At 72.1% G+C, this 24,627-nt stretch carries 19 protein-coding genes; 5 read left to right on the top strand and 14 right to left on the bottom strand.

Annotated elements, in window-relative coordinates; translation table 11 throughout:
* Positions 1–6 precede the first annotated feature (6 nt).
* The 3 genes from IEY99_RS29715 to IEY99_RS29705 form a co-directional block, all read right to left on the bottom strand.
* A complete protein-coding gene (locus IEY99_RS29715) occupies positions 7–426 on the bottom strand; it encodes a DUF1801 domain-containing protein (protein WP_189207404.1) in 420 nt (139 codons plus the stop codon).
* Positions 427–521: 95 nt separating this feature from the next.
* Positions 522–1,823, bottom strand: a complete 1,302-nt coding sequence (locus IEY99_RS29710) for an aspartate aminotransferase family protein (RefSeq protein ID WP_189207403.1) — start codon at positions 1,821–1,823, stop codon at positions 522–524.
* A gap of 40 nt (positions 1,824–1,863) precedes the next feature.
* Positions 1,864–3,234: an aminotransferase-like domain-containing protein gene (locus tag IEY99_RS29705; protein WP_189207402.1), complete on the bottom strand. Its 1,371-nt coding sequence runs from the start codon at positions 3,232–3,234 to the stop codon at positions 1,864–1,866.
* A 187-nt stretch (positions 3,235–3,421) separates the two neighbouring features.
* Here IEY99_RS29705 and IEY99_RS29700 point away from each other — a divergent pair, with 187 nt between their 5' ends.
* Genes IEY99_RS29700 through IEY99_RS29685 form a run of 4 tightly spaced genes read left to right on the top strand, consistent with a single transcriptional unit; the run spans position 3,422 to position 8,155 of the window.
* Positions 3,422–4,261: a nitrilase-related carbon-nitrogen hydrolase gene (locus tag IEY99_RS29700; RefSeq protein ID WP_189207401.1), complete on the top strand. Its 840-nt coding sequence runs from the start codon at positions 3,422–3,424 to the stop codon at positions 4,259–4,261.
* Positions 4,258–5,661, top strand: a complete 1,404-nt coding sequence (gene hydA, locus IEY99_RS29695) for a dihydropyrimidinase (protein ID WP_189207400.1) — start codon at positions 4,258–4,260, stop codon at positions 5,659–5,661. The genes IEY99_RS29700 and hydA overlap by 4 nt, the downstream gene beginning before the upstream one ends.
* 8 nt (positions 5,662–5,669) lie before the next feature.
* Entirely contained in the window at positions 5,670–7,154 is a 1,485-nt protein-coding gene (locus IEY99_RS29690; protein ID WP_189207399.1) for a CoA-acylating methylmalonate-semialdehyde dehydrogenase, read from the top strand.
* Positions 7,155–7,159: 5 nt separating this feature from the next.
* Positions 7,160–8,155: a TIGR03842 family LLM class F420-dependent oxidoreductase gene (locus IEY99_RS29685; protein WP_189207398.1), complete on the top strand. Its 996-nt coding sequence runs from the start codon at positions 7,160–7,162 to the stop codon at positions 8,153–8,155.
* A gap of 12 nt (positions 8,156–8,167) precedes the next feature.
* Here IEY99_RS29685 and IEY99_RS29680 read toward each other — a convergent pair whose 3' ends face one another.
* From IEY99_RS29680 to IEY99_RS29665, 4 genes are all read right to left on the bottom strand, one after another.
* Positions 8,168–8,938, bottom strand: a complete 771-nt coding sequence (locus IEY99_RS29680; protein ID WP_229799364.1) for a hypothetical protein — start codon at positions 8,936–8,938, stop codon at positions 8,168–8,170.
* A gap of 113 nt (positions 8,939–9,051) precedes the next feature.
* Positions 9,052–11,133 (bottom strand): PQQ-dependent sugar dehydrogenase, encoded by a 2,082-nt coding sequence (locus IEY99_RS29675; RefSeq protein WP_189207397.1) that lies wholly within the window; start codon positions 11,131–11,133, stop codon positions 9,052–9,054.
* An 11-nt stretch (positions 11,134–11,144) separates the two neighbouring features.
* The gene (locus tag IEY99_RS29670) at positions 11,145–12,065 is read right to left on the bottom strand and encodes a sugar phosphate isomerase/epimerase family protein (RefSeq protein WP_189207396.1); all 921 of its coding nucleotides are present in this window, start codon (positions 12,063–12,065) and stop codon (positions 11,145–11,147) included.
* A gap of 232 nt (positions 12,066–12,297) precedes the next feature.
* Positions 12,298–14,604 (bottom strand): putative bifunctional diguanylate cyclase/phosphodiesterase, encoded by a 2,307-nt coding sequence (locus IEY99_RS29665; protein ID WP_189207395.1) that lies wholly within the window; start codon positions 14,602–14,604, stop codon positions 12,298–12,300.
* Positions 14,605–14,784: 180 nt separating this feature from the next.
* Here IEY99_RS29665 and IEY99_RS29660 point away from each other — a divergent pair, with 180 nt between their 5' ends.
* Positions 14,785–15,420 carry a hypothetical protein gene (locus tag IEY99_RS29660; protein ID WP_189207394.1) on the top strand — a complete coding sequence of 212 codons (636 nt, stop codon included), beginning with the start codon at positions 14,785–14,787 and terminating at the stop codon, positions 15,418–15,420.
* Positions 15,421–15,437: 17 nt separating this feature from the next.
* On the opposite strand, the gene IEY99_RS29655 is transcribed toward IEY99_RS29660, so the two are convergent.
* The 7 genes from IEY99_RS29655 to IEY99_RS29625 all read right to left on the bottom strand — a co-directional run bounded on the left by IEY99_RS29655 (position 15,438) and on the right by IEY99_RS29625 (position 24,611).
* Complete coding sequence (locus IEY99_RS29655; RefSeq protein ID WP_189207393.1) at positions 15,438–16,688, bottom strand: ROK family protein; 1,251 nt, start codon at positions 16,686–16,688, stop codon at positions 15,438–15,440.
* 104 nt (positions 16,689–16,792) lie between these two features.
* Positions 16,793–17,899, bottom strand: coding sequence for a substrate-binding domain-containing protein (locus tag IEY99_RS29650; protein WP_189207392.1), 1,107 nt, complete (start codon positions 17,897–17,899; stop codon positions 16,793–16,795).
* Positions 17,900–17,958: 59 nt separating this feature from the next.
* The gene (gene mmsB, locus IEY99_RS29645; RefSeq protein ID WP_189207391.1) at positions 17,959–19,284 is read right to left on the bottom strand and encodes a multiple monosaccharide ABC transporter permease; all 1,326 of its coding nucleotides are present in this window, start codon (positions 19,282–19,284) and stop codon (positions 17,959–17,961) included.
* The gene (gene mmsA / locus IEY99_RS29640) at positions 19,281–20,828 is read right to left on the bottom strand and encodes a multiple monosaccharide ABC transporter ATP-binding protein (RefSeq protein WP_189207390.1); all 1,548 of its coding nucleotides are present in this window, start codon (positions 20,826–20,828) and stop codon (positions 19,281–19,283) included. Before mmsA ends, mmsB begins: the two co-directional genes overlap by 4 nt.
* Before the next feature lie 195 nt (positions 20,829–21,023).
* Positions 21,024–23,198 carry an MMPL family transporter gene (locus IEY99_RS29635; protein WP_189207389.1) on the bottom strand — a complete coding sequence of 725 codons (2,175 nt, stop codon included), beginning with the start codon at positions 23,196–23,198 and terminating at the stop codon, positions 21,024–21,026.
* A gap of 1 nt (position 23,199) precedes the next feature.
* Positions 23,200–23,745 carry a TetR/AcrR family transcriptional regulator gene (locus tag IEY99_RS29630; protein ID WP_189207388.1) on the bottom strand — a complete coding sequence of 182 codons (546 nt, stop codon included), beginning with the start codon at positions 23,743–23,745 and terminating at the stop codon, positions 23,200–23,202.
* A gap of 62 nt (positions 23,746–23,807) precedes the next feature.
* Positions 23,808–24,611, bottom strand: a complete 804-nt coding sequence (locus tag IEY99_RS29625; protein WP_189207387.1) for a phosphatase PAP2 family protein — start codon at positions 24,609–24,611, stop codon at positions 23,808–23,810.
* Positions 24,612–24,627: the final 16 nt, after the last annotated feature.

The following is a 24,627-nucleotide window of genomic DNA, read 5'->3' as shown; positions in this document are numbered from 1 at the left end:
CGGGCATCAGTCCGCGGCGAGGATCTTCCCGTCGAGTTTGCGGAAGCCGTCGGCGACCAGGGCGCGCAGCACGTCCGGGTCGATGTCCGCCAGGCGCTTCAGGTAGAGGCAGGACTTGCCGGTGCGGTGCGGGCCCAGCCTGGCGAGCAGCTCCTGGTCGAAGCCGGCCGGGAGATAGACGGTCAGCGCGGTCTTGCGCGGGGACAGGCCGACCGGAGGCCAGTCGCCCTGCCGGCCGGTGGCGTACCGGTAGCGGTAGCAGCCGAAGCCGACGATGTTGTCCCCCCACATCTCGGGGACGGCACCGGTCGCCTCCGCCATGAGGGCACAGAGCGTCTGTGCGTCGGCCCGCCGCTTCGGATCCGGTACGGCGGCGAGGAAGTCCCCGACGCTCGCACCGGTCCGCGCGGTCTTCAGTTCTGCCACGTTCGACCCGCCATCCCGGTGACCGCTCGTGTCGCCATGACCACGCGACTGTAACCCGGCGGCGGTGAACGCCGCCACAGGCACGCGAGACCCGCTCACCTTCCCCCGGCGTCGGTCCGGCGGATCGCCTCGACCAGGATGGCCAGGCCCTCCCGGGCCTCGTCCTCGGTCAGGGTGAGCGCCGGACCCATGCGCAGCACGTTGCCGTAGAGGCCGCCCTTGCCGACCAGCAGCCCGCCCCGGCGGCACTCGTCGACGACGCGGACCGTCGCGGCCGGGTCCGGCTCGGTGGTGCCCGGGCGGACGAACTCGACGGCGAGCATCAGGCCGCGGCCGCGGATCTCGCCGACGATGCCGGCCTCGCCGGCGCCGGCGCGCAGGCCGTCGAGCAGGATCTTGCCGACGGTCTTGGCCTGGTGCTGCAGGTCGTGCGCCAGCACGTAGTCGAGGACGGCGTTGCCGGCCGCCGTGGAGACCGGGTTGCCGCCGAAGGTGGAGAAGCTGGTCGCCGGGACCGCGTCGACCAGCTCCGAGCGGCCGACCACGCCGGCGAGCGCGAAGCCGTTGCCGATGCCCTTGGCGAAGGTGATCAGGTCGGGCTGCACGTCGTGGGCCTGGTACCCCCAGAAGTGGTCGCCGGTGCGGCCCCAGCCGGTCTGCACCTCGTCGGCGATGAACAGGATGCCGTGCTCGTCGAGCTCCTTCTTCCACGCGCCGAACAGGCCGTCCGGGGCGTGCACGAAGCCGCCGACGCCCTGGATCGGCTCGGCGATGAGCGCGGCCACCTCGCCGGCGGTCGTGGTGGCGAGGACCTCGCGCAGGTCCTCGACGGCCGCGTCGATGTGCTCGGCGTCGGACAGCCCCGCCAGCCGGCCGCGCAGCCGGTCGCCGGAGTGCAGCCAGCTCACCGACAGCGGGCTCAGGCCGCTCGCCGACCAGCTGCGGTGCCCGGTGATCGCCATCGCGCCGAAGGAGCGGCCGTGGTAGCTGTTGCGGACCGCCAGGATCTGGTTGCTGCGGCGGTAGTTGGTGGCGAACAGCAGCGCCGCCTCGTTGGCCTCGGTGCCGGAGGTGGTGAAGAAGACCCGCGCGTCCGGGATGCCGGAGAGCGCGGCGATCTTCTCGGCCAGCTCGACCTGCTGCCGGATCAGGTACAGCGTGGAGCTGTGCACCATGCCGGTGGCGAGCTGCCGCTCGACCGCCTCGCGCACCTCGGCGACGTCGTGGCCGAGCATCGTGGTCAGCACGCCGCCGAAGAAGTCCAGATAGGATCGGCCGGCGCTGTCGGTGACGCGGCGCCCGGAGCCTGCGACCAGCTCGATCGCCTCGTCGCCGTAGTACGTCGCCACCCACGAGGGCATGACGGCCCGGTGCCGGGCGAGCAGATCGTCGGTCATGGGGTCTCCAAGAGTCGGGGGTGGGATCGGAAGCCTGCGGCTATCGCCAGCCGCGCGGGTGGGGCCGGCTGCGGACCCCGCCGCCGGATCCGGCCGCGGCGGCGGCGAAGATGTCGGCGAGAGCGGCGTGGTCGTCGCGGATGAGGCCGGCGGTGATGCGGACGTGGTGCTCGTCGAGGGGTGTGACGGCGAAGGGTGAGCCGGGTGCCACGGCGATGCCGTGCGCCGCGAGGGAGAGCAGCGCCGCCTGCTCGTCCGCGACGGTCATCCAGAGGTTGATCCCGTCGGCCGCGGTGGCGCGCACGCCGCGCTCCGCGAGCTCGCGGAGCAGCACCGCACGCCGCTGGGCGTACGTGTCGCGCGCGGCCTCGATCTGCGCCGCGGCCTCCGGCGAGGTCAGCAGGTCCAGGAGCACGGCCTGCAGCAGGCGGCTGGACCAGCCGGGGCCCAGCAGGCGCCGGTCGGCGACCGCGGTGATCACCGCGGCCGGCCCGCCGAGCGCCGCGAGCCGCAGGTCGGGGCCGTGGCTCTTGGAGAAGCCGGCGATGTGCACGGTCCGGTCCGGGAGCTGGGTGCCGAGGCTCACCGGCGGCGCGGAGGCGATGGCCCCGGCGTGGTCGTCCTCGACGATCGTCACCTGCGGGTAGGCGGCCAGCTCGGCGGCGAGCTCGGCGACCCGGCGGGCGGAGAGGCCGGCCCCGGTGGGATTGTGTGCCCGCGGCTGCAGGAAGACGGCGACCGGCTCGTACGCCGTCAGCGCGGCGCCCAGCGCGTCCGGCCGCATGCCGTGCTCGTCCATCGGCACGCCCACCACCGTGGCGCCGGCCGCCTCCAGCAGGTCCAGCACCGGCGGGAAGGTGGGGTTCTCGACGAGCACGTGGTCGCCGAAGCGCACCACGGCCGCGATCACCCGGTCCAGGGCGTCGAGCGCGCCGTCGACCACGGTCAGCCGTTCCGGCGGGTACGGCCAGCGCTGCCGCAGCACCGTCTCCAGTGGAGGTAGCACGGCGGCCTCCAGGTAGCTCGTGGTGAGCTGCGCGTCGCCGATGCGCGCGAGCGAGCCGGTGAGGCTCGGCAGCAGGTCGTAGTCGGGCACCCCGGTGGAGAAGTCGCGGGTGACGTTGCCCAGCCCGCTCGCGAGGCGGGTGTAGCGCATCCGTCCGCGCGGCAGCACCGGGGCGGCGACGAACGAACCGGACCGGCCGCGGGTCCGGATCGCCCCGGCCTGGGCCAGGCTCTGCCATGCCTCGCTCACGGTGGTCGGGCTGACGCCCAGCGCCCTCGCGACGTCGCGCACGGTGGGCAGCCGCGCGCCGGTCGGCAGGTCTCCGGCGCTGACCAGACGGCTGACCGCGGCGGCGATGCCCCGGGCACTGCGGTCGTCGACCGCGTCCGCGATGAGCCCGAGCATGCCGTCTCCCGAACATTTGGTAACACGCGAACCATTGTCCGCCTGGCGCTGTGTCATTAGTGTCCTACGACATCGGCCCCCGATGTCAAGCAGGGCACAGGGACCATGACGGCAGGTGAAGTAGATCACCATCGAGCCGTGACCCAGGCCACCGCCGTCGACAGGACCTACGGAGAGGGAAGCCAGTATGAGCAGGGTGGTCCGCGCCGCCCTCGTCCAGACGACCTGGACGGGCGACAAGGAATCGATGATCAAGGCGCACGAGGACTATGCTCGGCAAGCCGCCGCCCAGGGCGCGAAGGTGATCTGTTTCCAGGAGCTGTTCTACGGCCCTTACTTCTGCCAGGTCCAGGACGCCGCCTACTACGAGTACGCGGAGTCGGTTCCCGGGCCCACCACCGAGCGCTTCCAGGCGCTGGCGGCCGAGCTGGGCATGGTGATGGTCCTGCCGATGTACGAGCAGGAGCAGCCCGGCGTCCTCTACAACACCGCGGCGGTGGTCGACGCCGACGGCTCGTACCTCGGCAAGTACCGCAAGCACCACATCCCGCAGGTGAACGGCTTCTGGGAGAAGTTCTACTTCCGCCCCGGCAACCTCGGCTTCCCGGTCTTCGACACCGCGGTCGGCAAGGTGGGCGTCTACATCTGCTACGACCGGCACTTCCCCGAGGGCTGGCGCGCGCTCGGCCTGAACGGCGCGGAGATCGTCTTCAACCCGTCGGCCACCAGCCGGGGCCTGTCGTCGTACCTGTGGCAGCTCGAGCAGCCGGCCAGCGCGGTGGCCAACGAGTACTTCGTCGGCGCGATCAACCGGGTCGGCGTCGAGTCGCTCGGCGACAACGACTTCTACGGCCAGTCGTACTTCGCGGACCCGGAGGGCAAGTTCGTCGGCGAGGTGGCCGACACGTACAAGCCGGAGCTGGTGGTCCGCGACCTCGACATGAGCCTGCTCAAGACGGTCCGCGACCGCTGGCAGTTCTACCGCGACCGCCGCCCGGACGCCTACGACGGGTTGGTCGCGCCGTGAGCATCCTGATCAAGGGAGGGACGGTCGTCGGGCCGACCGGCGGGGTCGCGGCCGACGTGCTGGTGGACGGGGAGACCATCGCGGCGATCTACGCGCCCGGGCGCGGCCCGGCGGAGGGCACCGAGGTCATCGACGCCACCGGGAAGTACGTGATCCCCGGCGCGGTGGACGCGCACACGCACATGGAGCTGCCGTTCGGCGGCACGCACGCGAGCGACACCTTCGACACCGGCACGAAGGCCGCGGCGATCGGCGGCACCACCACGATCGTCGACTTCGCGGTGCAGCGCTACGGCGAGGTGGTCCAGGACGGGCTGGCCGCGTGGCACGGCAAGGCCCAGGGCAACTGCCACGTCGACTACGCCTTCCACATGATCCTGGGCGGGGTGGACGACGAGTCGCTCAAGGCCATGGACCATCTGGTCGCCGACGAGGGCATCACGAGCTTCAAGCTGTTCATGGCGTACCCGGGGGTCTTCTACTCCGACGACGGCCAGATCCTGCGCGCGATGCAGAAGGCGCGGGACAACGGCGCCATGATCATGATGCACGCCGAGAACGGGCCCGCCATCGACGTCCTCGTCAAGCAGGCCCTGGAGCGCGGCGAGACCGACCCGGTCAACCATGGGCTGACCCGGCCGCAGGAACTGGAGGCCGAGGCGACCAGCCGGGCCATCTGGCTGGCGTCGGTGGCCGCCGACTGCCCGCTCTACATCGTGCACCTGAGTGCGTCCAAGGCCCTGGAGCAGGTACGCCACGCCCGCGACCTGGGCCGCAACGTCTTCGCCGAGACCTGCCCGCAGTACCTGTACCTCACGCTGGAGGACCAGCTCGGCGCGCCCGGTTTCGAGGGCGCCAAGTGGGTCTGCTCGACGCCGCTGCGCAGCAAGCACGAGAACCACCACGCCGACCTCTGGCAGGGCCTGCGCACCAACGACCTGTCGGTGGTGTCGACCGACCACTGCCCGTTCTGCTTCAAGGACCAGAAGGAGCTGGGCCGCGGCGACTTCTCCAAGATCCCGAACGGCATCGGCGGCGTCGAGCACCGCGTCGACCTGCTCTACCAGGGCGTGGTGGACGGCAAGCTGTCGCTGGCCCGCTGGGTGGAGACCATCGCGACCACGCCGGCGCGGATGTTCGGGCTCTATCCGCGCAAGGGCGTCATCGCGCCCGGCTCGGACGCCGACATCGTGCTCTACGACCCGAACGGGCGTACCCGGATCAGCGTCGAGACGCACCACATGAACATGGACCACTCCGCCTGGGAGGGCTGGGAGATCGACGGCAAGGTGGACACCGTCCTCTCCCGCGGCGAGGTGATCAGCTCCGGCGGCGAGTACACGGGCCGCGCCGGCCGGGGCCGCTACATCCCCCGCGGCCTGTCCGACTACCTGCTGTAGGAGACCCCGTGCACGAGATCAGACACTGGCTCGACGGTACCGCCGTCGAAGGCACGAGCGGCCGCCGGCTGCCCGTCTTCGACCCGGCGACGGGCGAGCAGCAGGCGTACGTGGTCGCCGCGACCGCCGAGGAGACGGCCCGCGCGGTGGCCTCGGCCCGCCGGGCGTACCCCGGCTGGCGGGCGGCGTCGCTGTCCCGCCGGGCCGAGGTCATGTTCCGCTTCCGTGAGCTGGTCGACGCCCACCGCAAGGAGCTCGCCGGGCTGATCAGCGCCGAGCACGGCAAGACGGTGGCCGACGCGGCCGGCGAGCTGGCCCGCGGCCTGGAGAACATCGAGTTCGCCGCGGGCGCGCCGCACCTGCTCAAGGGCGGCTACAGCGAGCAGGCCTCCACCGGCGTGGACGTCTACTCGATCCGCCAGCCGCTCGGCGTGGTCGCCGGCATCACGCCGTTCAACTTCCCCGCCATGGTGCCGCTCTGGATGCTCTGCAACGCCCTGGTCTGCGGCAACACGTTCGTGCTCAAGCCCAGCGAGAAGGACCCGTCGGCCTCGCTCATGCTGGCCGACCTGCTGCGCCAGGCCGGGCTGCCGGACGGCGCCCTCAACGTGGTGCAGGGCGACCGCGAGGCCGTCGAGACGCTCGTCGACCACCCGGACGTGCAGGCGCTGTCGTTCGTCGGGTCGACCCCCGTGGCGCGCGCCGTCTACGAGCGGGGCACCCGCGCCGGCAAGCGGGTGCAGGCGCTGGGCGGCGCCAAGAACCACATGGTGGTGCTGCCGGACGCGGACATCGGCGCGGCGGCCGACGCGGCGGTCAGCGCCGGGTACGGCTCCGCGGGCGAGCGCTGCATGGCGGTCTCCGTCGTCGTCGCCGTCGGCGCGAGCGCGGACCCGCTGGTCGAGGCGATCAAGGAGCGGGTCGGCCGGATCGCGGTCGGCCCGGCCACCGACCCGTCCGCCGAGATGGGACCGCTGATCAGCCGCGAACACCGGGACCGGGTCGCCGGCTACCTGGCCGAGCCCGGCCCGGCGGAGGTGGTCGTCGACGGGCGGTCGGCGCCGGTCTGCGACCTCCCCGGCTTCTTCCTCGGCGCCTCGCTGGTGGACCGGGTGCCGACCGACTCGCCGCTCTACACCGACGAGATCTTCGGCCCGGTGCTGGCGGTGGTGCGGGTGGACACCTACGAGGAGGCCCTCGCGCTCGTCAACGCCAACGAGTTCGGCAACGGCACCGCCATCTTCACCCGCGACGGCGGCGCCGCCCGACAGTTCCAGTACGACGTCGTGTGCGGCATGGTGGGCGTCAACGTGCCGGTACCCGTACCGGTGGCCTACTACAGCTTCGGCGGCTGGAAGTCCTCGCTCTTCGGCGACCTGCACATGTACGGGCCCGAGGGCCTGCAGTTCTACACCCGCGCCAAGGTCGTCACCGCACGCTGGCCCGACCCCGCCACGTCCGAGATCGACCTCGGCTTCCCGAAGGTACGGTGAGCGCGATGGACATCGGTGTCGTCCTGCAGTGCGACCCGCCGTCGAGCGAGGTCGTGACGCTGGCGAAGCGCGCCGAGGAGCTGGGCTTCAGCCACGTGTGGACGTTCGACTCGCACGTGCTGTGGCAGGAGCCGTTCGTCATCTACAGCAGGATCCTCGCGGAGACCTCCCGGGTCGTCGTCGGGCCGATGGTCACCAACCCGGGCACCCGGGACTGGACGGTCATCGCCTCGCAGTTCGCCACCCTCAACGAGATGTACGGCAACCGGACGATCTGCGGGATCGGCCGCGGCGACTCGGCGCTGCGGGTCCTGGGCCTCACCCCGAACACCCTCGGCCAACTGCGCGAGAGCGTCGGCGTGATCCGCGGGCTGGCCAGCGGCGAGACGGTGACCGTGCGCGACCGGGAGCTCCGGTTCGCCTGGGCCCCGCACAGCAGGCTGGACGTGTGGGTGGCCGCGTACGGTCCCCGGGCTCTGGCCCTGACCGGCGAGGTGGGCGACGGCTACATCCTGCAGCTCGCCGACCCGGACATCGCGGCCTGGATGATCACGGCGGTCCGGGCCGCGGCGCAGCGGGCGGGCCGCGACCCGGCCGCGGTCAAGTTCTGCGTGGCGGCACCGGCGTACGTCGGCGACGACCTCGCCCACCAGCGCGAGCAGACCCGCTGGTTCGGCGGCATGGTGGGCAACCACGTCGCGGACATCGTCGAGCGCTACGGCAGCGACGGCGCCGTGCCGCAGGTGCTGACGGACTACATCAAGGGCCGCCGCGGCTACGACTACGCCGAGCACGGCCGGGCGGGCAACTCGCACACCACCTTCGTGCCGGACGACGTCGTGGACCGCTTCTGCCTGCTGGGCCCGGTCGAGAACCACCTCGCCCGGCTGGCGGAGCTGCGCGAGCTCGGCGTCGACCAGTTCGCCCTCTACCTGCAGCACGACGACAAGGAGGGCACGCTCGAGGCGTACGGCAAGGACGTCATCCCGGCGCTGGCCTGAACCGCGCGGACACTACAGCGAGGTCAGCCGGGCGGCGAGGGCGACTGCGGCGAGGTCGCCCTCGCGCAGGCGCGACGCCGCCTCGGCCTCACCCAGGCTGGCCAGGCGCTCGGCCGCGGTGTCGAGGAGGCGGTCGTCGCCGCTGGTGAGCAGCTTGCGGGCGAGGTTGGCCTGGATCGGGCTCAGCTCCGCGTACGCGCACTGGTCGAGCGCCGTGACCGTCTCCTCGTCGAGGGTGCCGGCCAGGGCCCGCTCGGTGACGATGCGCAGCAGCCAGGACGGCCACCAGCTGTACCGGCCGAGCAGGTGGCCGGACCGTACCGCCTCGGCCGGGGACTGACCGCCCTCGAGCAGCCGCAGCGTCATCGGGATGTCGAAGCGTTCCAGGCGCAGCGCGGTGACGAACAGGCGGCGCAGCTTGGCGGTGCCGACCAGGCGCTCGGCGCGGGCCGCCGCCTCGCCGTAGTCGCCGCGCAGGGCGGCCAGCACGATCGCCGCCTCGTCGATGGCGATGGCGGCGCCGGTCGAGCGCTCCTCGATGCGCGTCAGCGTGTCCGCGAGCCGCTCGACGGCCTCCCGGGCCTGTTCCGCCCGTTCCTCGTTGGCCGGGCGTTCCAGGTGCCGCACCACCGCGTCCGCGGCGATGGCGACCTCCCGGCGCAGCAGCGGCGCCGCGATGTGCGGGCCGACCAGCTCGCTGAGGCCCTCGACCAGGTACGCCCGGTCGAAACGGTCCGACTGTTCCGGGAACTGCGCCCACCACGACGCCAGGTGCACCTCCACACCGACCAGGGTGGCGGAAACCGGGCCGGCGTGGGACCGAAACGCGGGGACTCACGCTCGCGGGCCCCGGCGCTCGGCGCGCCGGGGCCCGCTGCGGGCGGCTCCCGGACGGATCAGTCCTCGGGTGGGGTCAGGACGACCGTCGCCGAGCCGCTCTGGGGCGGGCTGCCGGAATCGGTGTATTCCGCTACGAAGACGGCGCTCAGGTTGTCCGAGCCCGCGTGGCCGCCGTCGATGAAGGTGGTGATCGAGCCGGAGCAGCCGGACGCCGTGGAGAGCGGATGGCCGTGCTGGTCGTGCCCCAGGATGTAGGTCACGGTGACCCGCGAGCAGTCGACCGGCTGGTCGTCGGCGACGGCGACCTGGAACGGGACCGTGTCGCCGAACTCGAAGGGCTGGCCCTCGGCCGGCGTCACGAAGCTGACCCTGGGCGCCAGGGTGCCGACCGGCAGGAGCACCTCGGCGGACGCCCAGCGCCCGGTCGGGTCGGTGACCTTGAGGACCGGCCGGTAGTTGCCGTTCTCGGTGAACGTGTGGACCGCGTGCGGCTGCCGCGAGTCGACGATGCCGTCGGCGTCGAAGTCCCAGGCGTAGCGCAGGGTGTCGCCGTCCGGGTCGGTGGTGCCGGCGCTAGAGAAGGTGACCGTCAGCGGCGCCTGCCCGGTGGCCGGGCTCGCCGTGATCCGCGGGACGGGAGTCCGGTTCCCGCGGACGTAGTCGATGCGCGCGAGCTGGGCCTCCGGGTTCTCCGAGAAGTAGCCGTCGCCGTACTCGAGGACGTAGAGCGCGCCGTCCGGCCCGAACTCCAGGTCCATCGGGTTGTCGAAGACGACGGACGGCAGCACCGGGGCGATCGCGGTGACCTCGTGGCCGGCGCCGAGGGTGAACTCCTTGACATAGTCGCGGGTCCACTCGTAGAAGAGCGGCTTGCCGTCGTAGTGCTCCGGCCACTTGGTCGCCGACGGGTTGTTCTCCTCGTAGCGGTACGCCGGGCCGCCCATCGGGCCGATCCCGCCGACGCCCAGCTCGGGGAAGCGCGGGCTGGGTCCGTACCCGTAGCTGACCTCGGCCTTCTCCACCGGCGGCAGCGTGCGCAGGCCGGTGTTGCGCGGCGAGTCGTTCACCGGGGCCGCGCAGTTGAACGGCGCCCCGGAGGTGTGGGTGGCGAAGTCGTAGTCGACGTAGGGCAGGTCCGGTGCCACGCAGTAGGGCCAGCCGTAGTTGGCGGGCCGGTCGACGGCCATCCAGCGGCCCTGCCCGGACGGTCCCCGCGCGGGGTTCGGCAGCTGGGCGTCCGGCGAGTAGTCGCCCAGGTAGATCACGCCGGTGGCCTTGTCGACCGCAAAGCGGAACGGGTTGCGCAGGCCCATCGCGTAGATCTCCGGCCGGGTGTACGCCGTACCCGGCGGGAAGAGGTTCCCCCTCGGGATGCGGTAGGCGCCGGTGGGGGTGACCGTGATCCGCAGGAGCTTGCCCCGCAGGTCGTTGGTGTTGGCCGCGGAGCGCTGCGCGTCGAAGGCCGGGTTACGGTTCGCCCGCTCGTCCAGGGGCGCGTAGCCGTCGGAGGCGAACGGGTTGGTGTCGTCGCCGGTGGACAGGTAGAGGTTGCCGGCCGCGTCGAAGTCGATCTTCCCGCCGACGTGGCAGCAGATGCCGCGGTCGGTGGGCACCTCGAGGATCTTCTGCTCGGTGCCCAGCGCGAGCCTGGTGCCGTCGAGCTTGAAGCGCGACAGCCGCATCACGCCCTTGAAGGGCGCGAAGTCCTCGGCGGTGCCCTCCTCCGGCGCGTCGCCCTCGTTGACCGCCGGCGTCGCCGGGTCGTCGGTGGGGGTGTTCAGCCGCGGCGAGTAGTAGACGTAGACCCACTTGTTCGCCGCGAAGCCGGGGTCGATCGCGATGCCCTGCACGCCTTCCTCGTCGTGCTGGTAGACGGGGATGGTCGCGGCGAGGACGTTGCGGCCGGTCCTCGGGTCGTTGATGCGCACCTCGCCCTTGCGGGCGGTGTGCAGGACGCGTTTGTCCGGCAGCACGGCGAGGGCGATGGGTTCGCCCGGGAAGTCGTCGAGCGTGACCTTCTGGAACTGCGAGTCGGGCGGCGCGGCGGCCGCGGGCGCGGCCGAGACCGCGGTCGTGGGGGCCGTCAGCGCGGTCACGACGAGCGCGAGCGCGGGTACGGCGGCGAGCGGACGCTTCATCGGCGCTCCCCCTAGAACCGCAGGGTGGCGAGGTAGTCGTAGCCGACCTCAGCGGTGACCAGAGCGTCCGCGGGCGTCCGCGGCGGGCTGCCGGCGTCGTCGCGCTCCACGATGTACTCCGCCAGGCCGGCCTCCCGGGAGTGCTCGAAGATGCGCGCGAAGTCGATGAGCCCGGCGCCGGGATCGGCGAAGCCGCCGGTGTGCGCGAGGTCCTTGACGTGCACCTGGCGGATCCGCCCCCGGTTCTCGGCGATCAGGTCGACCGGGTCGCGGGCGCCCCGGAAGGCCCAGAAGAGGTCGACCTCGAGGTGGACCAGCTCCGGGTCCGTCTCGCGGGTCAGGATGTCGTAGCCGGTGGTGGTGCCGCCGTCCTGGCGGGCGAACTCGTTCTGGTGGTTGTGGTATCCGAAGCTGAGGCCGTACTCGCGGGCGAGCGCGCCGGCCTTGTCGAGGTCGCGGGCGAAGGCCCGGTAGACGGCGCCCTCGCGGATCGGCGAGCCGTCGGGGCGCGCGCCGAAGTACGGATGGACGATGTACTTGGTGCCGACCACGAGCGCGTCCCTCAGCGTCTTCTCCCAGGCGGCGGCGTCGAACGGCTGAGGTATGCCGGCGTGCCCGGACGTGGCCCGCAGGCCGGCGCGGTCGAGGGCGGCCCGGAACTCGGCCGCCGTCCGCCCGGCGAAGCCGGCGTGCTCGACCCGGGTGTAGCCGATCTCGGCGAGGGCGGCGAGGGTGCCGTCCAGGTCGAGGACGAGCAGCTGGCGCAGCGTGTAGAGCTGGACGCTGATCCGGTCGAGCGGGACGCGCGACGGGCGCGAGCCGGTGGCGGCCCCGGCGGGCGCGGCGCCGGGCGCGGTGGTGCCGAGGGCGGCCGCGCCGGCCGCGGCGGCGCACAGGATCCGGCGGCGACTGACGGTGGACTCGTTCTGCATCGCTTGCACTGCCTCCCGGTCGGTGGGGCGGGATGGACGTGGGCACGCGGAAACGGCCGATCTGGCCACGGCCGGGGGCCGGGTGCCACGACGGGACGGATGGTGCATCGAGATTCTTCGAAGACTGATGTAATCACACGTTTCCGCACCGCGACGGAAAGAATCTTCGGAATATGCAAAAGTTTTGCCGGCGGGATACCTAAGTCCCCGTCAAACGGGGCAATTGGGCGGGTCAGCCCGCGGCGACCGCCCGGCGCTGCGCCGTCAGCAGCTCGCTCATCGCGCCGGCCGACATCGGCCTCGCCAGGTGGTAGCCCTGGCCGTAGACGTACCCGAGGGCGCGCAGCTGCTCCGCCTGCGCCTCGTTCTCGATGCCCTCGGCGACCGCCTCCAGGCTCAGCGCCCCGGCGAGCTGGATCACCGCACGGGCGACCGCCTGGCGCGCGTCCCGGCAGGCGGCGTCCACCTCGTCGAACTCGAGGCCGTCCACGAACGACTTGTCGAGCTTCACGATCGCCGCCGGGAACGCCCGCAGCAGGCTGAGCGACGACTCGCCCGTGCCGAAGTCGTCGAGCGCCAGCCGGACGCCGGCCCGGTCCAGCTCGTGCAGCGCCCGGGAGACCTGGTTGCCGCGCAGCACAGCCGACTCGGTCAGCTCCAGCACCAGGTGGTCCGAGGTCAGCCCGGTGTCGCGGAGCGCGTCGCGGACGTCCGTGACGAAGTCCGGGTCGTGCAGCTGCCGGGCCGAGACGTTGACGGCCACGTGCCGCGGCGCGTCCGGGCCGAAGGCGGCCAGCCACTGCGCCGTCTGCCGGCACGCCTCGCGCAGCACGTAGCGGCCCAGCTCCATGATCAGCCCGGTGCGCTCGGCGGCCGGGATGAACTCGGCGGGCGACACGAGGCCGCGCTCCGGATGGTTCCAGCGGACCAGCGCCTCGGTGCCGACGAGCTTGTTCGTGCCCAGATCCATGATCGGCTGGTAGAACACCTCGAACTCGCCGCGCTCCAGCGCCCGGCGCAGCTCCCCGCCGAGGCGCATGTGCGCCGTGACGGGCTGGGCCATGCCGGGCACGTAGCGCACGTACGCCGCCTTGCCGCGCTGCTTGGCGGCGTACATGGCGACGTCCGCCTCGCGCAGCAGGCTGTCGACCGAGGCGCCGGGCTCGGCCGTCGCGATGCCGATGCTGGCCTGCACGAGCAGCCGGTGCTCGCTGATCGGCTCGGTCAGGGCGTCCAGGATCCGCTGCGCGACCGTCTCGCCCAGGGTCGTGCCGCCGACGAGCAGCACGGCGAACTCGTCGCCGCCGATGCGCACCGGCAGGCCGTCCGCGGCGGCCCGGTCGCGCAGCATCGCGGCCAGCGACACCAGCAGGTGGTCGCCGACGTCGTGGCCGAGCGAGTCGTTGACGGTCTTGAAGTCGTCGAGGTCGACCAGGAGCACGGTGACGCTGTCCCCGCGCTCGAGCGCCTCCTGCATCCGGGCGCGGAACATGGCGCGGTTGGCCAGGCCGGTCAGCCCGTCGTGGCTGACCTCGTGCTGCAGCCGCTCCTCGTGGGCGCGGATGTTGCGCAGCAGCACGGCGTTGTCGCGGAAGGCCAGGAACTGGCGGACGATCACGAGCACGCTGACCGCGACCGCCGCGGCCAGGGCGAGCCGCCCGGGCCACCGCAGCTCCCCCACCGCGACCGCCACCACCGGCAGGTCCACCGCGGCGACCGCCAGGTACGGCAGCAGCTGCGAGGAGCGCCGCGACGTGCGGCGGCGGCCGACCGCCGCGTTCCACTGCGCCCGCACCGCCAGCACCAGCAGCATCGGCCCCAGCGGCAGCACGACGGCCTGCGAGGGCGGGCCGCCGGCGTCGCCGTACGTGGTGGCCAGCACCGCCACCCCGGCCGCGGTGAGACCGATGGCCGCGACCAGGCGCAGGGCCGTACGGTCGACCGACCCGTCGCTGAGGTACGCCACCTTCGTCATGCCGGCGACCGACAGCAGGAAGGCGAGGCCGATGAGGCCAAGGGTGTGGTTGCTCCACCGCTCCTCCGCGGTGATCATCGGCGCCAGGCCGAAGTGCCAGAGCGGCGTCGCGCAGCCGAGGAAGGCGATCGTCCGGTCGAGGTTCATCCGCCGCCGCTCGGCGCCGCCCGCGGTGTCCACCGGCACCCGGCCGACGGCCCACATGGCCGAGGTGAAGCCGAGCGCCACGCACGCCGCGGAGAGCAGCGTCATGTCCGGCGGATCGTCACCCTCCGAGTACAGGAACGCGTTGACGGCCATGAGCAGGTAGCCCACGGTCATGAACACGGCGCCGATCAGCAGCATCCGGCAGAACCGGCGGGCGTGCGGGTCGTCGCGCACCACCCGCCACAGCCGGCACAGCGCGACGAGCGCGACCATCCCGCCGAGCGGCACGCCGAGATAGCCGATGGCGACCGGCCCCGCGCCGGAGGTCCGCCAGACAGCGAACCACACCCAGCTGGCGAGCACGAGGCCGGCGACGATCCACACATAGCGCAGCGGTGCGCGCTCGTCCTCGGCCATGCCGCCCTCGATCGGCCACCCGGCCGGACGCGTTAGGAAAACGCCCGCCGGCGACCCGCCGGCGGGTCGGCCGAAAGGCAGAGGGTGGTGGCGCAAGGCCGGTCCCGGGCCAGATGTGCCGCGGGTACGGCCTTGGCGATGCTGACCGGGCCGTGCCGGCCGAGCAAACCAGGGGGAAACATGACGTCCGGGCCGTACTCTTCCGACACCGCGCCGCTGGCGCACACCGACGTACTGGTCCTCGACTACCTTGCGGCGCTCTGGGCCGCCGGGGAGGATCTCGATCCGGACCTGCGCGACGAGCTGATGACGACCGTCGCCGACTACATCGCGATGCGCCGCTCGGCCGGGGGCGAACCGGCCGACGACCCCTCCTGGATCCTGCGGCGGCTCGGGTCGCCGGAGTCGCTGGTCGCCGCGGCCCGGCGCGGGCGGATGCCGGCCCACCTGAGGCGGCCGGTCGCCGCTCCGGCCGGGCCCGCGCCGGCGCCGCCGACCTCGGCGGGCGGGGAGTACGCGGGCCTGGCCCTGCTCGCGGGCGGCAGCGTGCTGATGCCGGTGGTCGCGCCGCTGGCCGGGCTGCTGCTGATCTCCGGCTCGCCGCGGTGGAGCGCCGCACAGAAGACGGCGGCGTGGGTGCTGGCCACCGGGCCGGCGCTGCTGGGGTTCGCGCTGGTCGTACTGGCCGCGATGTTCGGCGGCGGACCGGAGGCACTGGTCGTCGCCTACCTGATGACGATCGGCGGGGCGTTCGTGGCCGCCCTGTCCCTGCTGCCCGGCATCACCGCCCGCCGCAGCTACCCCCGCGGCCAGTGAGGCGGTGACCGGCGAGGTCACTGCGCCGTCAGGGCGTGGAGGGGGTCGTTCAGCAGGCTGCCGAAGGCGAGTTCCGCCGCGCCGATCAGCGGGGCGTCCGCCCCCAGGGAGCCGGCGCGCAGCTGGAGGTGCTCGCGGGAGGCCGGCAGCGCCATCGAGTCGAGGCGGCGGCGTACGGTGCCCGCGCCCGCGGCGTAGACCTCGCGCAGCGTCCCGCCGAAGACCACGAGGTCGGGGTTGAAGACGTTGACCAGGTTGGCGACGCCGAAGCCCAGCCACTCCGCGACCCCGTGCAGGGCGTCGCGGGCGACGGCGTCGCCGAGCGCGGCCGCGCGCAGCACGGCGAGCGGGCTGGTGCCCGGCGCCGCCCCGGCACGCCGCAGGAGGGCGTCCGTGCCGGCCTCGGTCTCCCAGCAGCCGCGGGACCCGCAGCCGCAGCGCCGGCCGCCCGGGTCGACCACCATGTGCCCGACCTTGCCGCTGCGCCCGCCGTGCCCGACGACCAGCCGGCCGCCGGTGACGATGCCGGCGCTCAGGCCGCGGTCGCCGTGCAGGTAGAGCAGGTCGTCGACGCCGGCCGCGACGCCGCGGGTGTGCTCGGCCAGCGCGGCGATGTCGGCGAGGTCGCCCGCCACGAAGCCGGGCCGGCCCGGCCGGGCGTCGCCCAGCTCGGCGTCGAGCGCCGCCACGAGGGCGTCGTCCGCGCCGGCCACCCGGACCGTCCCGTCCGGGTCGCGGATGGTGTCGGCGACCGCGACGGCGCCGCCGGCGTAGCGGATGCCGTCCTCCCCCGCCATCCCGCGGACCAGATCGGCGAGCGGGGCGACGGCGTCGAGCGGGGAGGAGCCGTACGGGCGGGGCGTCTCCCGCTGGTCGAGGATGCGGCCGCCGAGGCCGATGCGGGCCGCGCGCAGGCGCCTCGGCTCGATGCTCAGCGCGGTGGCGCAGACCCGGGTGGCGCAGGGGCTCACCACCAGCGAGGGCCGGCCCGCGCGCCGCGCGGTGGTCGGCACCTCCTCGGTGACCAGCCCGGCCGCGGCGAGGTCCCCGGCCAGGGCCCCGATCGTGCTGCGGTTGAGCCCGAGCCGGCCGGTCAGCTCGGCGCGGGAGGTGGGCCCGTGCAGGTGGACGTAGCGCAGGACGGCGCCGAGGTTCTGGCGGCGGATCTCCTCCTGCCCGGCGGCGGGCGCGGGCGGCGAGGGCTGCTGCTCGGGAGCGGGCGCGTCGGGGCCGGCTCGGCGCAGCCCACGCCGCAGCGGTATGGCCACGAGGAGCTCCCTGGAAGGACACGGACGCGGGTGGGGCACGGCAAAGGGTCCCCGGAGACGGACTCCGGGGACCCCAAGGGCCGTCAGCTGGTGCCTGGCGGACTCTACTGCTTGGTGAGCGGCGCGAGCTTCGGGTCGTTCGCGTACGCCTCGGCCGCGTTGTCCTTCGTCACGGCGACCGGCGGGAGCAGGTACGTCGGGACGATCTTGGTGCCGTTGTTGTACGACTTGGTGTCGTTGATCTGCGGCTCGGTGCCGGCCTGGAGGGCCTTGACCATGTTGATGGTCTCCTTCACCAGGTTCCGGGTGTCCTTGTTGATCGTCATGTACTGCTCGTCGTTCATGATCGACTTGATCGACTCGACCTCGGAGTCCTGACCGGTGACGACCGGGACCTTCTTGCCGGCGCTCTTGATCGACTGGATGATCGCGCGGGCCAGGGTGTCGTTCGGCGACAGGACGCCGTCGAGCTCCTTGCTGCCGTACGTCGAGGTCAGCAGCTGGTCCATGCGGGCCTGCGCACCCTCGGCCTTCCAGCCTTGGATGGCGGTCTGCTTGACGTCGGTCTGCTTGGAGCCGACCACGACGTTGCCCTTGTCGATCTCCGGCTTGAGCACGTCCATCGCGCCGTTGAAGAACACGCCGGCGTTGTTGTCGTCCGGCGAGCCCGAGAACAGCTCGATGGTGTACGGGCCCTTCGGCTTCTTCTTCTTCATGCCGTCCAGCAGGGCCTGGCCCTGGAGCTGGCCGACCTTGAAGTTGTCGAACGCGACGTAGTAGTCCAGGTCCGGGGTGTTCAGGATCAGGCGGTCGTACGCGATGACCTTCACGCCGGCCTTCTTGGCGGCCGCGACCTGGGTCGACAGCTGCGCGGCGTCGGTCGCGCCGATGACGATGACCTTGGCGCCCTTGGTGGTCATGGCGGTGATCTGGGCCTGCTGGTCGGCGACCGTGGTGGACGCGCCGGCGTACTGCACGTCCGCCTGGAAGCCGGCCTCCTTCAGGCCGTTGGTGAACAGGTCACCGGCGAGGACCCAGTTCTCCGAGGTCTTCGCGGGCAGCGCGACACCGATCAGGGAGTTCGCCGCGAAGCCCTTGGCGTCGCCGCCGCTGCCGCTTCCGGTGTCACCTTCGCGGCCGGAGCCGCAGGCCGTGAGGGCCAGCATCGCGACGGCGCCGACGGCCACCGTCTTGCCGAGGAAATTGCGCATGGGAGGTGTTGCCCTTCTTCTCGTGGGGTGGTGCGGGGTGAGAGGGGGTCGGTGGGCCGTCAGCCGGCCACCGTCGTCTCGGCGGGCTGGCTGCCCGCTTCCGACGATGAAGCCGGTACGGCGATTGCCTCCCGGCGGAACGGGCGGGTGATGCTGCCGATGATCGAGAAGCGGCCCTGGCTCTTGTTGTAGACGTCCAGGGCTACGGCGAGCAGCAGGACGAGACCCTTGATGATCTGGACCCGGTCGGTGCCGACGCCGAGCAGTTGCAGGCCGTTGTTGAGCACGGCCATGACCAGACCTCCGACGATGGAGCCGGAGATCGTTCCGATGCCGCCGGAGACCGCCGCGCCGCCGATGAAGACGGCCGCGATCGCGTCGAGCTCCCAGTTCAGGCCGTCCTGCGGGCCCGAGGCGGCGGAGCGGGCCACGAAGATCATGCCGGCCAGCGCGGCCAGGATGGACATGTTCATCATGACGAAGAAGTTGACGCGCTTGAGCTTGACGCCGGAGAGCTCCGCGGCGCGCGAGTTGCCGCCGACCGCGTAGATGTGCCGGCCGCCCGCGGTGTTGCGGGTGTAGAAGCTGTACGCGATCACCAGCACCACCAGGATGAGTCCGGAGACCGGGAAGCTGGTGCCGACCCGGCCGCCCGCGAAGCGCAGCGTCACGAAGATCAGGACGCCGACCATGATCGCCATCCGGATGCCCGAGACCCACAGCGGGGTGGGCTCCGCGTTCATCTCCTTACGGGTACGCCGGCCCTGCAGCTCCCGCCAGACCACGGCGACGCAGGCGGCGAGGCCCAGCAGCAGCGTCAGGTTGTTGTAGCCGGTGTTCGGGCCGATCTCGGGCAGAAAGCCGCCGCCGATGTCCTGGAAGCCCTCGGGCACCGGGATCGTGTTCGCGTTGCCGACGTACTGGTTGGCGCCGCGGAACAGCAGCATGCCGGCCAGCGTGACGATGAACGCGGGGACGCCCCAGTACGCGACCCAGAAGCCGTGCCAGGCACCGATGACGGCGCCGAGGCCGAGGCCGAACAGGATCGCCACCGGCCAGGGCAGCGACCACTCCGCCATGGACTTGGCGACCATGATGCCGACGAAGGCGGCGACCGAGCCGACCGACAGGTCGATGTGGCCGGCCACGATCACCATCAGCATGCCGACGGCCAGGATGAGGATGTAGGAGTTCTGCTGGAAGAGCGCGATCAGGTTGTCCGACCGCAGGGTCAGGCCGTCGCCGAAGCCCACACCGAGGTTGTTGGCGGTGAGGAGCTGGAACAGCAGGACGATCGCCACCAGCGTGAAGATCATCCCGAACTGGCGGGCGTTGGAGGTCGTGCCTCCGAACAGGTTCTTCTGAAGGTCCTTGAATCGGCTCATCGGCTCTGCATCTTCTTCGTCGAGGTCATCTGCTTCATGAGGGTCTCCGGGTCCGCGTCCTCGCGGGCGATGTCGCCCGTGATCTGGCCTTCGAACACGGTGTAGATGCGGTCGCAGAGCCCGATCAGCTCGGGCAGCTCCGAGGAGATGACGATGACGCCCTTACCCTGGTCGGCGAGCCGCTGGATGATGCCGTAGATCTCGTACTTCGCACCCACGTCGATGCCGCGGGTGGGCTCGTCGAGGATCAGCAGGTCGGGGTCCGTGAACATCCACTTCGCCAGGACGACCTTCTGCTGGTTGCCGCCGGACAGCTTCGCCACGCCCTCGTCCACCGTGGGCGCCTTGGTGCGCAGGTCCTTGCGGTAGGCCTCCGCGGCCCGGTACTCGGCCACCTGGTCGAGCACGCCGCGCTTGGTGATCTTGGAGAGCTTGGCGGCCACCGTCGACGTCTTGATGTCGTCGAGCAGGTTCAGGCCGATCGCCTTGCGGTCCTCGCTGACGTACGCCAGGCCGTGGTGGATCGCGTCGGCCACCGACTTGAGCTGGATCTCCTTGCCGTCCTTGACGATCCGCCCGCCGAGGTAGACGCCGTACGAGCGGCCGAAGATGCTCATCGCCAGCTCGGTGCGCCCGGCGCCCATGAGGCCGGCGAAGCCGACGATCTCGCCGCGGCGCACGTGGAAGCTCGAACCCTTGCAGACGAGCCGCTCGGCGGAGATCGGGTGCCGGACGGTCCAGTCGCTGACCTCGAAGAAGACCTCACCGATCGACGGCGTGTGGTCCGGGAACCGGCTGCCGAGCTCGCGGCCGACCATGCCCCGCACGATCCGGTCCTCGTCGACGCCGTCCCGCTTGATGTTGAGCGTCTCGACCGTCCTGCCGTCGCGCAGGATGGTGATCTCGTCGGCGATCGCCTCGATCTCGTTGAGCTTGTGCGAGATCATGATCGAGGTGATGCCGCGCTCGCGGAACCCGCGCAGCAGGTCCAGCAGGTGCTGCGAGTCGTGCTCGTTGAGCGCCGCGGTGGGCTCGTCGAGGATGAGCAGCTTGACGTCCTTGGCGAACGCCTTGGCGATCTCCACGAGCTGCTGCTTGCCGACGCCGATGTCCTTGATCAGGGTGTCCGGGTCCTCGTCGAGACCGACCCGGGCCATCAGCTCGAGCGCCCGCCGCTGGGCGGCCTTCCAGTCGATCGCGCCGCGCTTGCGCGGCTCGTTGCCGAGGAAGATGTTCTCGGTGATCGACATGTCGGGGATGAGCGCGAGCTCCTGGTGGATGATCACGATGCCGGCGCGCTCGCTCGCCCGGATGTCCGAGAACCGCGCCTCGGCACCCTGGTAAACGATGTCACCCGCGTAGGTGCCGTACGGGTAGACGCCGCTGAGCACCTTCATGAGCGTCGACTTGCCGGCGCCGTTCTCCCCGCAGATGGCGTGGATCTCGCCGGCCCGGACCACCAGGTTCACGTCGGAGAGCGCCTTGACGCCGGGGAACTCCTTGGTGATGGAACGCATCTCCAGGAGGATGGGGGCGGTAGTCATCGCACGCACCACCTCGCGATCGTCATGATGCCTCCGGAGGGGGAGTCGGGGTCGTTCCGATGTTTTGTTGCCGACGGCAACCTATTCCGCAGTGTGACGGCTCCGCAAGCGGCGAGATCCACGCTCAGGTAACGATCCGGCAATGAAAAGAGCGGGCTGCCGTAACGGCAACCCGCTCTCGTTCGGTACAAACCGTCATCCAACGGCGACCGGCACCCGGTCGGATGCCTGGTCAAGCTCCTTTCGGAGCTTTTCTCCCTCGATGTCGACGTTCGGCAGCAGGCGGTTCAGCCAGCCCGGCAACCACCACGCGGAGCGACCGAGCAGGGAGATCACGGCGGGCACGATCGTCATCCGCACGAGGAACGCGTCGATCGCCACGCCGACCGCCAGCGCGAAGCCCATGGACTTGATGACCGGGTCCTCCAGCAGCACGAAGCCGGCGAAGACCGAGATCATGATGAGCGCGGCGGCGGTGACCACCCGGGCGCCGTGGCCCATGCCGCTGATCGTCGCCTCCTGTGGCGTCTCCCCGTGCACGAAGTCCTCGCGCATCCGCGAGACCAGGAAGACCTCGTAGTCCATCGCCAGGCCGAAGAGGATGCCGATGAGCAGGATCGGCAGGAAGCTGATCAGCGGGCCGGGCACCGACAGGCCCACCAGGTCGGCCAGATGTCCCTCCTGGAACACCAGCACGGTGACGCCGAAGGTCGCCCCCACGGTGAGCAGGAAGCCGAGCGCGGCCTTGAGCGGCACCAGGATCGACCGGAACACCAGCATGAGCAGGAGCACCGACAGGCCGACGACGAGCAGGAGGTAGACCGGCAGGGCGTCGGAGAGCTTCTCGGACACGTCGATGCCGATCGCGGTCTGCCCGGTGAGCGAGACGTCCGCGCCGCCGAGCCCGCGGGTGCGCTCGCGCACCTCGTGCACCAGCGTCTCGGTGGCCTCCTCGGTCGGCCCGGTCGTCGGGATGACCGCCAGCAGCGCGGTGCGCTGGTCCCGGCTCAGGTTGGGCGGGGTGACGGCCAGCAGGTCCGGCGTGCCCTGCAGGGCCTTGGTCACCTCGCCGACGGCGGCCCTGGTCCGCTCCGGCGAGTCGGTGGAGACCACCAGCGCGAGGCGGCCGTTGAAGCCCTTGCCGAAGCCCTCGGTGATCAGGTCGGCGGCCTTGCGGGCGGCGGTGCCCTCGGGGCTCGCGCTCGCGTCCGGCAGCGCGACCCGCATGTCGGCGGCCGGCAGCGCCAGCGCGCCGAGGCCGAGGATGCCGACCAGGATCACGGGTACGCGCAGCTTGGTCACCAGGCGCGCCCAGCGGAAGCCGAAGCCCTCCCCGGCGGCACCCGCGGTGGGCGTCCCGCGCAGCCGGCGGGGCAGCACCCGGGCACCGGCGAAACCGAGCAGCGCGGGCAGCAGGGTGACCGCCACCAGGACCGCCACCGCGACCGTGCCGGCGGCGGCCAGGCCCATGACGGTGAGGAACGGGATGTCGACCACCGCGAGGCCGGCCAGCGCGATGATCACGGTGATGCCGGCGAAGACCACCGCGGAGCCCGCGGTGCCCACCGCCCGGCCCGCGGCCTCCTCCGGGGCCATGCCCTCGGTCAGGTGCTGGCGGTGCCGGGAGGTGATGAACAGCGAGTAGTCGATGCCGACGGCCAGCCCCAGCATGAGCGCGAGGACCGGCGCGGTGCTGGTCAGCGAGACGACGCTGCTCAGCGCGTACAGCCCGGCCATGCCGGCGCCGACGCCGATGAGCGCGTTGAGCATGGTCATTCCCGCCGCGACCAGCGAGCCGAACGTGAGCACCAGCACGACCAGCGCGATGACCACGCCGATGGCCTCGGTGCCGCCGACCTCCGGCTCGGCGTTCATCACCTCGCCGCCGTGCTCGACCCGCAGGCCCTTGCCCTCGGCGGCGGCGCCGCTGCGCTCGTACGCCTCGCGCTGCTCGTGCGTGACCCCGTCGGCGCGCTCGGCGAACTGGACCTGGACCAGGGCGTGGCGGGCGTCCTGCGACAGCGCCTTCACCTGGTAGGGGTCCACGGCCCCGACCACGCCCGGCAGCGCGGACGCCTCCTTGACCAGGCCCTGCACCGCCTGTTGGAGCTCCGGCTCCATCAGCGTGCGGCCCTGCGGAGCGGCCACCACGATGGTGCCGGTGGCGCCGCTGGCCTCGGGGAACTCGTGCCGCAGGGCGTCGATCGCGCGCTGCGACTCGGTGCCCGGCATGGTGAAGTCGCTCGCGGTCGGTCCCTTGAAGGCCAGCGCCGCTCCGCCGAGGGCGGCCAGCAGCACCAGCCAGACGATGACCACCAGCCCGCGGCGGCGGAACGAGAACCGGCCGAGCCGGTACAGCAGGGTTGCCATGTCAGTCCTTGTCGTGAGGGTGGATCAGGGCACGCCGGGCCACGCCCACCAGGGCGGCCCGCAGCTCGGTGGGGTCCCGCTCCTCGTCGACGACCACGGTGACGATGCCGGAGAGGACCACCTCCGCGGCGACGCAGGCACCCGGGTCGGTGGACCGGGCGGCGAACGCGGCGCAGAGCGCGTCGGTGAGCGGAAGCAGGCCGGCGAACGCCGGTTCCTGGAGGAACTGCGGGATGCCGCCGTAGATGAGCGTGGCCTCCCGGCGGTGGCGCAGGACCAGGTCGACGAAGCCGTCGATGGCGGCCGCCTGGGCGGCGGTGTCGCCGAGCGGCTCCAGGCTCGCGACCAGCTCGCCCAGCTCGCGCGCGGCGGCCTCGACGAGCTCGGCGAGGATCGCGTCCTTGCTGGCGAAGTGGTAGAGCAACGTCGCCTTCGAGCACCCGACCCCGGCGGCGATGTCCTGCAGGGAGGTGCCCTTGTACCCGAAGTGGGCGAACCGCTCGGCGGCGACGCGGAGGATCTCCTCCCGGGTGCTGACGCGAACCATGATCCCAGCATGCCTGACCGATCGGTCAGAGACTGGCCGATCGGTCAGGAAAGTGGGGCAGGTTACACGGCGGCGCCCACCGGCTCCGCGGGACGCACCCCGTCGCCGGAGTCGTCCGGGCCGGTCACGGCCTGTTTCGGCACGCGCCCCGCGACGTCGCCCGGGGTGCCGGCGGGGGCCGTGCGGCGCCGCAGGCCCGCTGCTGTCAGCATGCCAGCGGCGATGACCGCCACGCCGGCGATCGCGTCGAGTACCCAGTGGTTGGCGGTGCCGACCACGACCACCGCGGTGATCGCGGCGTAGAGCCCGCCGAGCACCCGGGGCAGCAGGCCGGGCACCGCCCACGCGACCCAGAACGCCCAGCCCACGTGGAGCGACGGCATCGCGGCGAGCTCGTTGGTGAGGTGGCCCAGCCCGGCGGGCGCCGACGCGTGGCTCGACCACCAGCCCAGGTCGGCCGTGCTCGCGAGGGTGTCGGCGTACCCCGTGGGCATGAGCCGGGGCGGCGCGGTGGGCAGCAGTACGTAGCAGACCAGGCCGAGCGCGGAACCGATGATCAGGCCGTTGCGGGCCACCGGATAGCGCTCCGGGCGCCGCCGGTAGAGCCACACCAGCACCAGCGGGGTCACGAGGTAGTGCAGTGCGGCGTACCAGAACGACATCGCGGCGGCCGCCCACGGCGTGCCGGTCACGGCCCGGTTGAGCCAGGCCTCGACGTCCAGGCGCAGCAGCCGCTCCACATCGAGCACGCCGGCGGCGGTGGCACGCGCCCCGGCGAGATCGGGATCCGCCAGCATCCGCGCCCCGCTGTACGCCGCGAACGCCCCCAGCAACAGGACGATCTCCCGCCATCCTCGTCGTGACATCCCGTACCTCCCCCGT

Origin of the sequence: Couchioplanes azureus, assembly GCF_014648355.1 — a bacterium.
GTDB classification, from domain to species: domain Bacteria; phylum Actinomycetota; class Actinomycetes; order Mycobacteriales; family Micromonosporaceae; genus Actinoplanes; species Actinoplanes azureus.
Note: the sequence above shows the minus strand (reverse complement) of the source record. Positions and strands in the feature narration are given on the sequence as shown.